Origin of the sequence: Knoellia altitudinis, assembly GCF_042666355.1 — a bacterium.
GTDB classification, from domain to species: domain Bacteria; phylum Actinomycetota; class Actinomycetes; order Actinomycetales; family Dermatophilaceae; genus Knoellia; species Knoellia altitudinis.
This window is the reverse complement of the sequence record NZ_JBHTDK010000001.1, coordinates 2,005,504-2,019,965: the sequence shown is the minus strand read 5'-3', so window position 1 is coordinate 2,019,965 and position 14,462 is coordinate 2,005,504. Positions and strand designations below refer to the sequence as shown.

The window sequence follows — 14,462 nt, the reverse complement described above, 5'->3', positions numbered from 1 at the left end:
CCATGGGAACCCTCAGCACGCACGTCCTCGACACCTCGCTCGGCCGCCCGGCTGCCGGACTGGCGGTCACCCTCGCCACCGACGACGGCACCGAGCTCGCCAGGGCGACCACCGACAGCGACGGGAGGGTCGGCACCCTGGGCCCTGAGGTGCTCGAGGCCGGCGACTACGCGCTCACCTTCGCCACCGGCGACTACTTCACGGCGTCGGGGGCCACCGGCTTCTATCCCAACGTCACCATCACCTTCACGATCAGCGACGGCTCTGAGCACTACCACGTGCCGCTGCTGCTCAACCCCTATGGCTACTCGACCTACCGCGGCAGCTGAGCCCACGCTCGTCGTCGACGGCTGCGCCGTCGTCACCATGGACGGCAACCGCAGCGAGTATGCCGTGGGGCACGTCGTCGTGGCCGGCTCCCGGATCGTGGCGGTCGGGTCCGGGCCGGCGCCACAGACCCCTGAGCTGGCGGGTCCGAGACGGGTGGATGGCCGCGGATGCCTGCTCACCCCGGGTCTGGTCAACACCCACCACCACCTCTACCAGTGGGCAACCCGCGGGCTCGCCGTCGACTCGACCCTCTTCGAGTGGCTGACCACGCTCTATCCGGTCTGGGCGCACATCGACGAGGACGTGGTCGGTGCGTCTGCGGCGGCAGGGCTGGCCTGGCTGGCCCGCACCGGCTGCACGACGTCGATGGACCACCACTACGTCTTCACACGCGAGGGCGGTGACGTGCTCGGCGCCGAGATCGAGGCGTCCCGCGCGGTCGGGCTGCGGTTCCTGGCCACACGTGGGTCGATGGACCTCGGCGAGTCCCGCGGAGGACTGCCGCCCGACCACGTCGTCGAGGACGTCGACGCGATCCTCGCCGCCAGCGTCGCGGCGATCGACGAGCACCACGACGCCTCGCCCGACTCGATGCTGCGGATCGGGCTCGCACCCTGCTCACCCTTCTCGGTGACCAAGGAGCTGCTCGTGGAGTCGGCGGCCCTCGCGCGCGACAAGGGCGTGCGCCTGCACACCCACGTCGCCGAGACGCTCGACGAGGACGCCTACTGCCGCGAGCACTTCGGTGCCTCGCCGGTCGACCACATGGGCTCCCTCGGGTGGCTCGGGCCGGACGTGTGGTTCGCCCACGGGATCCACTTCGACGACGCCGGGGTCGCGGAGCTAGCCCGCACCGGAACCGGTGTCGCACACTGCCCCTCGTCGAACTCCCGCCTCGGCGCCGGCATCGCCAGGGTGCACGACCTGCGAGCGGCCGGGGCACCCGTCGGCCTGGGCGTCGACGGGACGGCCAGCAACGAGGCCGGCTCGCTCATCACCGAGGTGCGCCAGTCGGTGCTCGTCGCCCGGGCTCGTGGGGGGCCCCGCGCGCTCACGGTGCGGGACGCGCTGCACACGGCGACGATCGGCGGCGCTCGCGTCCTCGGTTGGGACGACCAGATCGGCTCGCTCGAGGTCGGCAAGCAGGCGGACCTCGCCCTCTGGCGGCTCGACACGCTCGACCATGCCGGCATCGTCGACCCGGTGGCGGCACTCGTCCTCGGGGTCACGCCGCCGCTGGATCTCCTCACGGTCGCGGGTCGCCCGGTCGTCGAACGCGACCGGCTGGTCACAGTCGATGAGACCGCCGTGACCCGCGAGGCGCTGGCCGCACACCGTCGCCTTCTCGACGCACCGGGCTGACCGGACAACCGCATCAACCCGGTGCGCCACCTCGTCACAACTCGGCAGGCGCATCACGGCATCAGCCACCACATCGCTGATGCCGAGACAGCCGACGAGCGGGGCACCCTCGGACTCGACCGAGGGATCAGCAGGTGCAGAGCCGCCTGGGGCTCCGCGAGTCGGTCAAGACGTGAACCAGTCGTTCCTGCAGCCCGTGGTCGTCCGCATCTGCTGCGCCTGTGACCAGACCCAGTCGCAGACCGTCATCCTGACGCTCACACCATCGGCGACCCCACCAGCTGACACGCAGCCGTTGTAGACGATGTTGCCACCCCACGCCCATCCACCTCCTTGGATCGAGGCATTCGCCCCGTCGCCGTCCCCGCTGGCCATGTCGCAGATCACGAGTCGATTGTTCGCATCGTCGTACCAGCCGTAGGCCTTCCCACTCGCCGAGAACAAGGTGTGGTCTGCTGCATGGGCCGGCGCTGCCATCGTCACCACGGCCACGGACGCCGTGGCCGCGGCGGCGGCCACGGAGGCAAACTTCGAAGCCAACTTCATGTGCTGCTCCTTTGGTGATTGCGGGGGCGGGGACGCGCTCCCCGACGGATGTGGACGAGGGCTGCGGTACGACCATGACCCCCGGCGGGGAGCCTATCGGCCCCAGGAGCGCGCCATGCGGCTTCGAGTTCGGCGATCACGACGTCGTCCCACGCCCCGAGTTCTCCTGTCCGTGGGCCGTGAGCGAGGTCAGCACCCCGGGGGTCACGCACGGCCCCGTCTCATTCCCGATCCACCACCTTGACGCCTCCTGACCTCGACCCCTACTCTCTCACTTGTTGGAAATACTTTTCCATATTGTGGAATCAAGGAGACGACATGACACTCGACCACGGCCTGCGGTTCCTCGCGAACTGCTCGATGCTCTTCACCGAGCTGCCCCTGCTCGAGCGTCCCGCTGCCGCCCGGGCCGCGGGCTTCGACGCCATCGAGTTCTGGTGGCCCTGGCCGGACCAGCCCACCCCGCCGCAGTCGGAGGTCGACGCCTTCGTCGCGGCCGTGCGCGACGCGGGAGTGCAGCTCGTCGGGCTCAACTTCTTTGCCGGAGACCTCGCCGGCCCGGACGCCGGGGTCCTGTCGATCCCCACTCGTTCGGAGGAGTTCCGGGCCAACCTGCCGGTCGCCGTCGCCATCGGGGAGCGGCTCGGGGTGAGCGCCTTCAACGCGCTCTACGGCATCCGCGTCGACTCCGCGACACCGCAGGAGCAGGACGAGCTGGCCCGCACCAACCTCGGTCTCGCTGCGGACGCCGCCGCGTCGATCGGCGCCACCGTGCTCGTCGAGCCGGTGAGCGGCCCCAAGCCCTACCCGCTGCGCACCGCAGCCGATGCGGTGGCCGTCGTCGGGCGCGTTCGGGCCGACGGCCACGACAACGTCGGCTTCCTCTGCGACCTGTTCCACCTCGCCAACAACGGGGACGACCCCGCTGCAGCGGTCGCGGCCCACACCGGTGTCACCGCCCACGTCCAGATCGCCGACGCCCCCGGGCGGGGCGAGCCGGGCTCCGGTGACCTCGACCTCGACGGACTGCTCACCGACCTCGCCGCCCGCGGCTACGCCGGCTGGATCGGCCTCGAGTACAAGCCGACCACCACGACCGACGAGAGCCTCGCCTGGCTCCCGCTCGAGCGCCGCAGGGCGGCGACCTCCACCTCACGCACCGCCTGACCGCCACCTCCGAAGGAGAAACCACATGTCACGCATCGCCTTCATCGGCCTGGGCATCATGGGCAGCCCCATGTCGGTCCACCTGCAGAACGCCGGCCACGACGTCGTCGGCTACAACCTCACGCCGGACCGCACCGCGGACCTCATCGCCGCGGGTGGCACCGCCGCCGGCTCCATCGCAGAGGCCGTGTCCGACGTCGACGTCGTCGCGGTGATGGTCCCCGACAGCCCCGACGTCCAGGACGTGCTCACGGGCGAGGACGGTGTCTTCGCCTCCGCCAAGCCTGGCACCCTCATCATCGACTTCTCGAGCATCCGGCCCGACGTCTCGGCCGCCCTCGCCGACCAGGCCACGGCCCACGGCTTCCCCATCCTCGACGCCCCCGTCTCCGGAGGCGAGGCCGGCGCCAAGAACGCCGCCCTCTCGATCATGGTTGGCGGCACCCAGGACGTCTTCGACACCGCCAAGCCCATCCTCGACGCCGTCGGCAAGACCGTCGTGCTCGTCGGACCGCACGGCGCCGGCCAGACCGTCAAGGCCGCCAACCAGCTCATCGTCGCGACCAACATCCAGGCCGTTGCCGAGGCCGTCGTCTTCCTCGAGGCCTACGGCGTCGACATGGAGGCCTCGCTCGAGGTGCTCGGTGGTGGGCTCGCTGGGTCGGCGGTCCTGAACCAGAAGAAGCAGAACATGCTGACCCGCACGTTCGACCCGGGCTTCCGGATCGACCTGCACCACAAGGACATGGGCATCGTCACCAGCGCTGCCCGCGAGGCCGGTGTCGTCCTGCCCGTGGGCGCAGTCATGGCCCAGCTCATGGCCAGCGCCCGCGCCAACGGCGACGGCGGCCTCGACCACTCCGGCCTGCTCCGGGGCGTCGAGCGCCTCTCCGGCGCCGACCTCACCTGACAGAGACGACCACCGCCGGGTACGCCGCACAGCCGGCTTCGCGGCATACCCGCCCCTTTCGCAGCACACCAGACAGGACACGACCATGGCACGGATGAAGACCGCCGAAGTTGCAGTCGAGATCATGAAGAAGGAGGGCATCAGCAACGTCTTCGGACTCCCGGGCGCTGCCATCAACCCCTTCTACAAGGCGATGCAGACGCAGGGCGGGTTGCACCACACGCTCGCGCGACACGTCGAGGGCGCCTCGCACATGGCAGAGGGATACACCCGTGCCAAGGCCGGCAACATCGGCGTCTGTGTCGGCACGAGCGGTCCGGCCGGGACCGACATGATCACCGGCCTCTACTCCGCATCGGCGGACTCGATCCCGATCCTCTGCATCACCGGGCAGGCACCCGTGGCCAAGCTTCACAAGGAGGACTTCCAGGCCGTCGACATCGCCTCGATCGCGGGGCCGCTCACCAAGATGGCGGTGACCGTCCTCGAGCCGGCCCAGGTCCCGGGCACGTTCCAGCAGGCGTTCCACCTCATGCGCTCCGGGCGACCGGGCCCGGTCCTCATCGACCTTCCCATCGACGTGCAGCTGGCCGAGATCGAGTTCGACATCGACACCTATGAGCCGTTGCCCGCCTTCAAACCGGCCGCGAGCCGCAAGCAGATCGAGAAGGCGCTCGACATGCTCGCCGCGTCGGAGCGCCCCCTCATCGTCGCCGGTGGCGGCATCATCAACGCCGACGCCGCCGAGCTGCTCGTCGAGTTCGCCGAGCTCACCGGCGTCCCTGTCGTCCCGACGCTCATGGGGTGGGGCGCCATCCCCGACGACCACGAGCTGCACGCCGGCATGGTCGGGCTCCAGACCTCGCACCGCTACGGCAACGAGACGATGCTCGCGTCCGACTTCGTCCTCGGCATCGGCAACCGCTGGGCCAACCGCCACACCGGTGGCATCGACACCTACACCAAGGGCCGGAAGTTCGTGCACGTCGACATCGAGCCGACCCAGATCGGTCGCGTCTTCGCGCCGGACTTCGGGATCGTCTCCGACGCCAGGGCCGCGCTCGCGCTGTTCGTCGAGGTCGCCAAGGAGCGCCGCGACGAGCTGGCGGACCGTTCGGCCTGGGCGCAGGACGTGCGCCAGCGCAAGCAGAAGCTGTGGCGCAAGACCAACTTCGACGTCACCCCCATCAAGCCGCAGCGCGTCTACCAGGAGATGAACAAGGCCTTCGGCAAGGACGTCCGCTACGTCTCGACGATCGGGCTCTCGCAGATCCAGGCGGCGCAGATGCTCCACGTCTTCAAGGACCGCCACTGGATCAACGCCGGCCAGGCCGGGCCGCTCGGCTGGACCGTCCCGGCAGCGATCGGCGTCGCGACGGCCGACCCGGACGCGACCGTCGTCGCGATCTCAGGCGACTACGACTTCCAGTTCATGATCGAGGAGCTCGCGGTCGGCGCGCAGTTCAACGTCCCCTACATCCACGTCCTCGTGAACAACGCCTACCTCGGCCTCATCCGCCAGGCGCAGCGCGGGTTCGACATGGACTACTGCGTGCAGCTGTCCTTTGACAACATCAACAGCCCGGAACTGGGCGGTTACGGCGTCGACCACGTCAAGGTCGCAGAAGGCCTGGGCTGCAGGGCCATTCGCGTCTTCGACCCCGAGGAGATCCTGCCCGCCCTCGAGCTGGCCAAGAAGCTCATCGTCGAGCACCGCGTCCCCGTCATCGTCGAGGTGATCCTCGAGCGCGTCACCAACGTCTCGATGGGCACCGAGATCGACAACGTCGTCGAGTTCGAGGAGCTCGCAGACAGTGGCGCCGACGCCCCGACCGCGCTCTATGCCAACCTCGACTGAGCGTCATGACCCGGGTCCTGCTCGCCCCTGACAAGTTCAAGGGGACACTCACGGCTGCCGAGGTGGCCGAGCACGTCGGTCGCGGACTGCGGGCGGCCCTGGGCGACGTCGAGGACGGGGTCGTCATCACCCGGGTCGCCGTCGCAGACGGTGGTGACGGGATGGTCGCGGCTGCGCTCGAGGCGGGCCACACCGAGGTCGCCGTCACGGTGAGCGGCCCGACCGGGACACCTCGGCAGGGTGCGTATGCCGTGTCCGGCACCGGCGCGGTCATCGAGATGGCCGGGCTGTGCGGGCTCGCCCTGCTCGGCGACGACCTCGCGCCGCTCACGGCGTCCAGCCGTGGCCTGGGTGAGGCGCTGGCGCACGCGCTCGACGCCGGCGCCGAGCGCGTCGTCCTGGGCATAGGTGGGAGTGCCTCGACCGACGGCGGCGCCGGCATGCTCGCCGCCCTCGGTGCCCAAGTTTTCGACGCGTCCGGGCAGGAGCTCCCCGACGGAGGAGGAGCGCTGGCCTCGGCCGCTGGAGTCGATTTGACCGGCCTGCACCCTCGCCTCCCCGAGGTCGAGCTACACGTGGCCTGCGACGTCGACAACCCGCTCACGGGTGTGCGCGGGGCAGCCGCCGTCTATGGACCACAGAAGGGCGCCGACCCCGAGCAGGTCGAAGCCCTGGACGCGGCACTGAGCCGGTGGGCAGACCTCCTCGACACCGCGACCGGTGCCGAGGGACGGGACGTTCCCGGTGCAGGCGCCGCCGGTGGTGTCGGATATGCCGCACTGGTCGCCCTCGGCGGCCGGCTCCGGCCCGGCGTCGAGCTCGCGCTCGACCTCACCGGCTTCGCCCGCGCCCTCGAGGGCGCCGACCTCGTCGTCACCGGCGAGGGCTCCCTCGACGAGCAGACCCTCAACGGGAAGGCACCCGCAGGAGTGGCGCGCGCAGCGCGAGCACACGGCATACCTGTCGTGGCCGTTGCGGGACGGTGCGAGCTGAGCCCAGAGACGTTGGCAACAGCCGGGATCGAGCGTGCGTGGGCACTCACCGACCTGGCCACCGAACCGGACGAGGCGTTCCGCGCCCCCGGACCACTGCTCGAGCGAGCCGGGGCCGAGATCGGCCGCTGGCTCCTCGAACGAGACAGGAAGACCTCATGAGACTTGCCCGCATCGGCGAACCCGGTCGCGAGACACCGGTGGTGGAGATGGACGGCGTCCTACGCGACCTGTCGTCCGTGACTCCTGACATCAACGGCGCCTTCCTCGACACCGTTCTCCCGGGCCTGGATCCGCGCGACCTCCCGACGCTCGACCGCGCCGATGCCCGCTTCGGGCCCCCGGTCGCAGGGCCGAGCAAGGTCATCGGGATCGGCCTCAACTACCGGTCGTATGCCGCCGGGCTCGGTGTCGATCCGCCCGGGTCGCCCGTGGTGTTCCTCAAGGCGCCGTCGTCGGTGTGCGGGCCGACCGACGCCATCCGACCCCTGCCGGGCTCGACGAGCACCGACTTCGAGGTCGAGCTGGCCCTCGTCATCGGGCACCGGCTGCGCGGGCTCGTCGACCGCGACACCGCGCTGGCGGCCGTGGCCGGCTACACCCTCGCCAACGACGTCACCGACCGCGACCTCGCCGCCGGTGGTGGGCCCTGGGCCAGGGGCAAGTGCGCCGACACGTTCTGCCCGCTGGGTCCGTGGCTCGTGACACCCGACGAAGTGAGGGACCCGAGCTCGGTGGCTCTGCGGCTCTCGGTCAACGGAGTCGGGATGCAGGACGGCTCCACCTCGGACATGGTCTTCGACGTCCCCGACATTCTCGTCCACCTCAGTGGCCTCATGACCTTGGAGCCGGGCGACGTGGTCCTCACCGGCACGCCCGTGGGGACGGCGGTCACCCGGGCCGAGCCGCGGCCCTACCTGCGCGAGGGTGACCTCGTCGAGGCAGATGGCGGTGTTCTCGGGCTCCACCGCTCCCCCGTGGGCGCAAGTGGTCCACGATGAGGGGTGTGCAGGCCGATCTCGTCATCAGAGCACCGCGGGCGATCATCGACGGCCGGGAGCGGCCCGCTGTGGTGTCGGTGCGCGAGGGGCGCATCGTCGCGGTCGACGCCTTCGATGCTGCCGCCGGTGACGGCGGTGACGGCGGGGCCGATGGAGCACGGGTCGTCGAGCTGACCGACGACGAGGTCCTCCTGCCCGGGCTCGTCGACACCCACGTCCATGTCAACGAACCCGGCCGCACCGACTGGGAGGGCTTCGACAGCGCCACCCGCGCTGCGGCTGCTGGAGGCGTCACGACGATCATCGACATGCCGCTCAACAGCATCCCGTCGACCGTGACGGTGGACGCGTTGCGGGCCAAGCAGGAGGTGGCCGCTCCTCAGGTCCACGTCGACGTGGGCTTCTGGGGCGGTGCGGTGCCCGACCACCTCTCCGACATCGAGGCCCTGCACGAGGCCGGCGTCTTCGGGTTCAAGTGCTTCCTCGCCGACTCCGGGGTCGAGGAGTTCCCACCGCTGGACCCCGACCAGTTCCGGGCGGCCATGACGAAGACTGCCCGACTGGGTGCGCTGCTCATCGTGCACGCCGAGGACGCCGGGACGCTCGAGGCCGCTGTCCCCGCCAGCGGACGGGCCTACGGCGACTTCCTCGCCTCACGACCACCGACCGCCGAGGACGTCGCCATCGGCTTGGTCATCGACGTGACCCGTGAGACCGGGGGCAGGTCGCACGTCCTGCACCTGTCGAGTGCCAGCGCGCTGGGCAGCCTGCACGCGGCCCGCGCCGAAGGACTCGACCTCAGTGTCGAGTCGTGCCCGCACTACCTCGCGCTGGACGCCGACGAGATCGCCGACGGTGCCACCCAGTTCAAGTGCTGCCCACCGATCCGGGACCACACCAACCAGGACGAGCTCTGGGCGGGGCTGGCCGCCGGCGACATCGACTTCGTCGTGTCCGACCACTCGCCCTCCACCGCAGACCTCAAGCAGTTCGACGTCGGCGACTTCGGCCTCGCCTGGGGAGGCATCGCCTCCCTGCAGCTAGGGCTCCCCGCCATGTGGAGTGCCGCCCGCGAGCGCGGACACACGCTCGCCGACGTGGTGCGGTGGATGGCGACCGCCACGGCGGACCGCGTTGGCTTGACCCACAAGGGTCGCCTCGCCGTCGGTGCCGACGCCGACTTCGTCGTGTTCGCCCCCGAGGAGGAGTGGGTCGTCGACGTGACCGCCCTGCACCACAAGAACCCGGTGTCGGCGTGGGCCGACCACAACCTGCACGGCCAGGTCAGACAGACCTGGCTGCACGGCATACCCATCACGAACGACAGCGCACCCGGCGGCCGGTTGCTCACGAGAGGACAGCGATGACGAGCTACTACGCACCACACGGGGGCCTGCCGCCGCAGACCCAGCTCACGACCGACCGGGCCAGGTTCACGACGGCGTATGCCGTCCTGCCCAAGGGGACGATGACCGACATCGTCACGTCGTTGCTCCCGTTCTGGGAGGGCATGCGGATGTGGCTCATCGCGCGCCCGCTCAGCGGTTTTGCCGAGACCTTCAGCCAGTACATCGTCGAGGTCTCCCCCGGTGGCGGGTCCGACCGTCCCGAGCTCGACCCCGGCGCCGAGGGCGTGCTCTTCGTCGTGTCCGGGACGCTCGAGCTCACTCTCAGCGGCGAGGTGCACCAGCTCGCGCCCGGTGGCTACGCGTTCATCCCGCCCTCGAGCGAGTGGACCCTGCACAACCGCGGCGACGAGGTGGCGAGCTTCCACTGGATCCGCAAGGCCTACCAGCACGTCGACGGCATCGACGTCCCGCCGGCCTTCGTCACGTCCGACGCCGAGGTCGAGGGCCTCGAGATGCCTGGCACCGACGGGGCCTGGAGGACCCAGCGCTTCGCCGACCCCACCGACGTCCGGCACGACATGCACGTCAACATCGTCAGCTTCGAGCCCGGCGGTGCCATCCCCTTCCCTGAGACCCACGTCATGGAGCACGGCCTCTACGTCCTCGAGGGAAAGGCCGTCTACCTGCTCAACGAGGACTGGGTCGAGGTCGAGGCCGGAGACTTCATGTGGCTGCGGGCGTTCTGTCCCCAAGCCTGCTACGCCGGTGGGCCCGGACGGTTCCGCTATCTCCTCTACAAGGACGTCAACCGGCATGCGACGCTGAGTCGCCAGTTCGTCTGACCCCTGACCGGGACGCGCCTGTCCCACTTGATGGAAAAGTTTTTCCAGATCACTTCTCTTGGGCGCCATCGGTCGGTACCCTGAGGGCAACCCGTCGTTCGCATGGACAACCGGCGGGTCGCCACTTCGCAACCATGCTCCCGACGACACACGGCCGGGACGATGTCGATGAGGAGCTGGCAATGCAGCCAACGGTCTTGGTCAACGGGACGCCGCTGACGCTGGCGAGCGTCACGCCCCACACGACGGCGCTCGACTGGCTGCGCAACAGCGGCCTGACGGGAGCCAAGGAGGGCTGCGCCGAGGGCGAGTGCGGCGCGTGCTCGGTCATGGTGGCCAGGCCCGCCGTGACCGACGGCGCAAGCACCGAGTGGGTCGCCATCAACGCCTGCCTCATCCCCGCTGCTGGCCTCGACGGACAAGAGGTCGTGACCGCCGAAGGACTGGGAACCCCGGACAACCTCCACCCCGTCCAGCGCGAGATGGCAGACCGTGGCGGCTCCCAGTGTGGCTACTGCACACCGGGATTCGTCTGCTCGATGGCCGCCGAGTACTACCGGCCAGGGCGTTCCGAGGGCGCTGACGCCGAGCACGGCGAGGATGCCGAGCACGGTCCCAACGGCTTCGACCTGCACGCCCTCAGCGGCAACCTGTGCCGCTGCACCGGCTACCGGCCTATCCGCGACGCCGCGTACGCCCTGCCCGATGCACCGGCCTTCGATGATGCCCTCGCCTCCCGCGCCACGAACCCGACCCCCGCACCGGTGCACACGCGTCTCGAAGCCGACGGGGCGGCATACGTCCGCCCGGAGAGCCTCGACGAGGCGCTCGCGCTGATCGCCGAGCGACCGGATGCCCTGCTCGTCGCCGGCTCGACCGACATCGGCGTCGAGCTCAACCTCCGCGGCTCGCGCCCGCCACTTCTTGTGGCGATCGACCGACTGCCCGAGCTGCGGGGCCTCGACGAGGACGACGACGAGATCCGCATCGGCGCTGCCCTCACCTTCACCGAGATCGAGCGACGGCTCGACGGACGCGTGCCCCTGCTCGCCGAGCTCTTCCCCCAGTTCGCCTCACGGCTCATCCGCAACGGCGCCACGCTCGGTGGCAACCTCGGCACCGGCTCCCCCATCGGCGACGCACCACCGGCCCTGCTCGCCCTCGACGCCCGACTCGTCCTGTCGAGCCGGCGCGGCGAGCGGGTCGTGCCGCTGTCTGACTACTTCACCGGCTACCGGCAGACCGTCAAGCAGGCCGACGAGCTGATCCGCGAGATCCGGCTGCCCCTGCCTCTGGCCCAGCACACGGCGTTCCACAAGATGGCCAAGCGTCGCTTCGACGACATCTCCTCCGTCGCCGTCGGCTTCGCCGTGGACGTCGTCGACGGCATCGTGCGGCAGGCCCGGATCGGCCTCGGCGGGGTGGCCGCCACCCCCCTGCGCGCCACCGCCACCGAGCAGGCGCTCGTCGGCCGCCCCTGGGACACCCAGACCGTCGAGGCCGCCGCCCAGGTCCTGACAGGTGAGGGCACGCCCCTGGACGACCACCGCGCCTCGTCCCGCTACCGCGCCGCGATGCTCGGACAGTCCCTGCGCAAGTTCCATGCCGAGCACGCGGCCACCGAGGGGATCAGCGCATGAGCCACCTGTCTGCCCTTCCCGAGCAGGGCGTCAACGGTCAGAACGTCGTCGTCGGCACGTCGATGCCGCACGAGGCGGCCAACCTCCACGTGACCGGTGCCGCCCTCTACACCGACGACCTCGTCGGCCGGACCAAGGACTGCCTGCACGCCTACCCGGTGCAGTCGCCCCACGCCCACGCCCGAGTCCTCGACGTCGACACGAGTCCTGCGATGGCCGTGCCAGGTGTCGTGCGCGTGCTCACCGGCGCTGACGTCCCCGGAGTCAACGATGCGGGGGTCAAGCACGACGAGCCGCTCTTCCCCGACGAGGTGCAGTTCGTCGGGCACGCCGTCTGCTGGGTCCTCGGCGAGACGCTGGAGGCTGCCCGTCGTGGTGCCGCCGCCGTCGTCGTCGGCTATGAGCCCCTGCCGTCCATCATCTCGGTGCGTGAGGCCATCGCCGCCGAGAGCTTCCAGGGCGCCCAGCCCACCGTGGAGCGCGGCAACGTCGAGGCGGGCCTGGAGCAGGCTGCCCACGTCTTCAGCGGAGAGTTCGAGTTCGCCGGGCAGGAGCACTTCTACCTCGAGACGCACTGCTCGCTCGCTCTCGTGGACGAGAACGGCCAGGTGTTCGTCCAGTGCTCCACACAGCACCCCAGCGAGACCCAGGAGATCGTGGCGCACGTCCTCGGCCGCTCCTCCAGCGAGGTCACGGTGCAGTGCCTGCGCATGGGTGGCGGGTTCGGCGGCAAGGAGATGCAGCCCCACGGGTTCGCGGCGATCGCCTCCCTCGGCTCCATCCTCACCGGCCGCCCCGTGCGCCTGCGCCTGAGCCGCAACCTCGACATGACGATGAGCGGCAAGCGCCACGGCTTCCACTCGCAGTGGCGGGTCGGGTTCGACGACAGCGGTCACCTCCAGGCCCTCGAGGCCACCCTCACCTCCGACGGGGGGTGGAGCCTCGACCTCTCCGAGCCGGTCCTGGCGCGGGCCCTGTGCCACATCGACAACGCCTACTGGATCCCCGACATCAAGGTGAACGGCCGCGTCGCCAGGAGCAACAAGACGTCGCAGACGGCCTTCCGTGGTTTCGGCGGACCGCAGGGGATGCTCGTCATCGAGGACATCCTCGGGCGCTGTGCCCCCCTGCTCGGCATCGACGCCGCTGAGCTGCGCCGCCGCAACTTCTATGCCAACGGCCAGACCACGCCCTATGGCCAGCCGGTCACCCAGGCCGACCGGTTGGCGCGCGCCTGGGACCAGGTGCTGGAGTCGGCGGACGTCATCGAGCGCTGGGCGCAGATCGAGGAGTTCAACCGGGCCCACCCCCACACCAAGCGCGGACTGGCCATCACGCCGGTGAAGTTCGGCATCTCCTTCAACCTCACCGCCTTCAACCAGGCCGGGGCGCTCGTCCACGTCTACAAGGACGGTTCGGTGCTCATCAACCACGGCGGCACCGAGATGGGCCAGGGGCTGCACACCAAGATGCTCCAGGTGGCCGCCACGACGTTGGGTGTGCCACTGTCCACGGTGCGGCTCGCACCGACCCGCACCGACAAGGTGCCCAACACCTCGGCGACCGCGGCGTCGTCCGGTGCCGACCTCAACGGCGGCGCCGTCAAGAACGCCTGCGAGCAGATTCGCGAGCGCCTGGCTGTCACCGCCTCCGCCAAGATCGGCGTCCCGCCCGCGGACATCCGCATCACCGACGGTCTCGTGACCGGGCTCGGCTCGGACGTCCAGGTGCCGTGGGCAGAGCTGGTGCACGCGGCATACTTCGCCCGGGTCCAGCTCTCGGCGGCCGGTTTCTATCGCACCGAGGGCCTGCACTGGGACTCCCGGGTCATGCAGGGCTCGCCATTCAAGTACTTCGCCCACGGCGTGGCCGCCACCGAGGTCGAGGTCGACGGCTGGACCGGGGCCTACCGGACCCGCCGGGTCGACATCGTCCACGACGTCGGCGACAGCCTCTCGCCGCTCGTCGACATCGGGCAGGTCGAGGGTGGCTACGTCCAGGGCGCCGGCTGGCTCACCCTCGAGGACCTGCGGTGGGACGAGAGCGACGGGCCGGGGCGCGGTCGAGTCCTCACCCAGGCGGCCAGCACCTACAAGCTGCCGAGCTTCTCGGAGATGCCCGAGACGTTCAACGTCGCACTCCTGGAGCAGGCCCACGAGGAGGGCGCGGTCTATGGGTCCAAGGCCGTGGGCGAGCCTCCGCTGATGCTCGCCTTCTCGGTCCGCGAGGCCCTGCGCCAGGCGGCGGCAGCGTTCGGACCCACGGGGACCAGCGTCGACCTCGGCTGTCCCTCCACCCCCGAGCAGGTGTTCTGGGCGGTCGAGGAGGCGCGGGCCGCACACGGGCAGGCAGGCGGGCACGTCGACGAAGGCTTCCCGGGCCACCACCCCGATGAGCCCGACCCTGACGCGCCCACCCGGATGCCCGAGTCCGAGGTCGCCGTGCGCTCCCTGGCGGGTGGCTGA

11 protein-coding genes and 1 pseudogene are annotated in these 14,462 nt (G+C 70.3%); 11 read left to right on the top strand and 1 reads right to left on the bottom strand.

What is annotated here, in order from left to right:
• Positions 1-2 precede the first annotated feature (2 nt).
• Both uraH and ACFQW8_RS09485 read left to right on the top strand, forming a co-directional pair.
• Positions 3-329, top strand: a complete 327-nt coding sequence (gene uraH / locus ACFQW8_RS09490; RefSeq protein WP_380086819.1) for a hydroxyisourate hydrolase — start codon at positions 3-5, stop codon at positions 327-329.
• On the top strand, positions 301-1,692 hold the full coding sequence (locus ACFQW8_RS09485) for an 8-oxoguanine deaminase (protein ID WP_380086818.1): 1,392 nt from the start codon (positions 301-303) through the stop codon (positions 1,690-1,692). The genes uraH and ACFQW8_RS09485 overlap by 29 nt, the downstream gene beginning before the upstream one ends.
• A 165-nt stretch (positions 1,693-1,857) precedes the next feature.
• On the opposite strand, the gene ACFQW8_RS09480 is transcribed toward ACFQW8_RS09485, so the two are convergent.
• Complete coding sequence (locus tag ACFQW8_RS09480) at positions 1,858-2,238, bottom strand: hypothetical protein (protein WP_380086817.1); 381 nt, start codon at positions 2,236-2,238, stop codon at positions 1,858-1,860.
• Positions 2,239-2,556: 318 nt separating this feature from the next.
• On the opposite strand from ACFQW8_RS09480, the pseudogene ACFQW8_RS09475 reads away from it, so the two are divergent.
• The 9 genes and pseudogenes from ACFQW8_RS09475 to xdhB form a co-directional block, all read left to right on the top strand.
• Positions 2,557-3,345 (top strand): annotated as a pseudogene (locus tag ACFQW8_RS09475) (hydroxypyruvate isomerase family protein); the annotation flags it as partial.
• Positions 3,245-4,315, top strand: a complete 1,071-nt coding sequence (locus ACFQW8_RS09470) for a 2-hydroxy-3-oxopropionate reductase (protein ID WP_380086815.1) — start codon at positions 3,245-3,247, stop codon at positions 4,313-4,315. The pseudogene ACFQW8_RS09475 and the gene ACFQW8_RS09470, both read left to right, overlap by 101 nt.
• Positions 4,316-4,400: 85 nt before the next feature.
• Positions 4,401-6,173 carry a glyoxylate carboligase gene (gene gcl, locus ACFQW8_RS09465; protein WP_380086814.1) on the top strand — a complete coding sequence of 591 codons (1,773 nt, stop codon included), beginning with the start codon at positions 4,401-4,403 and terminating at the stop codon, positions 6,171-6,173.
• A 5-nt stretch (positions 6,174-6,178) separates the two neighbouring features.
• A complete protein-coding gene (locus ACFQW8_RS09460; RefSeq protein WP_380086812.1) occupies positions 6,179-7,327 on the top strand; it encodes a glycerate kinase in 1,149 nt (382 codons plus the stop codon).
• Positions 7,324-8,166, top strand: coding sequence for a fumarylacetoacetate hydrolase family protein (locus tag ACFQW8_RS09455; protein ID WP_380086811.1), 843 nt, complete (start codon positions 7,324-7,326; stop codon positions 8,164-8,166). The genes ACFQW8_RS09460 and ACFQW8_RS09455 overlap by 4 nt, the downstream gene beginning before the upstream one ends.
• Positions 8,163-9,533, top strand: a complete 1,371-nt coding sequence (allB, locus tag ACFQW8_RS09450) for an allantoinase AllB (RefSeq protein ID WP_380086808.1) — start codon at positions 8,163-8,165, stop codon at positions 9,531-9,533. Before ACFQW8_RS09455 ends, allB begins: the two co-directional genes overlap by 4 nt.
• Complete coding sequence (locus tag ACFQW8_RS09445; RefSeq protein ID WP_380086805.1) at positions 9,530-10,357, top strand: bifunctional allantoicase/(S)-ureidoglycine aminohydrolase; 828 nt, start codon at positions 9,530-9,532, stop codon at positions 10,355-10,357. The genes allB and ACFQW8_RS09445 overlap by 4 nt, the downstream gene beginning before the upstream one ends.
• A 182-nt stretch (positions 10,358-10,539) precedes the next feature.
• A complete protein-coding gene (locus tag ACFQW8_RS09440; protein WP_380086802.1) occupies positions 10,540-11,997 on the top strand; it encodes a xanthine dehydrogenase small subunit in 1,458 nt (485 codons plus the stop codon).
• On the top strand, positions 11,994-14,462 hold the full coding sequence (gene xdhB / locus ACFQW8_RS09435) for a xanthine dehydrogenase molybdopterin binding subunit (protein ID WP_380086800.1): 2,469 nt from the start codon (positions 11,994-11,996) through the stop codon (positions 14,460-14,462). Before ACFQW8_RS09440 ends, xdhB begins: the two co-directional genes overlap by 4 nt.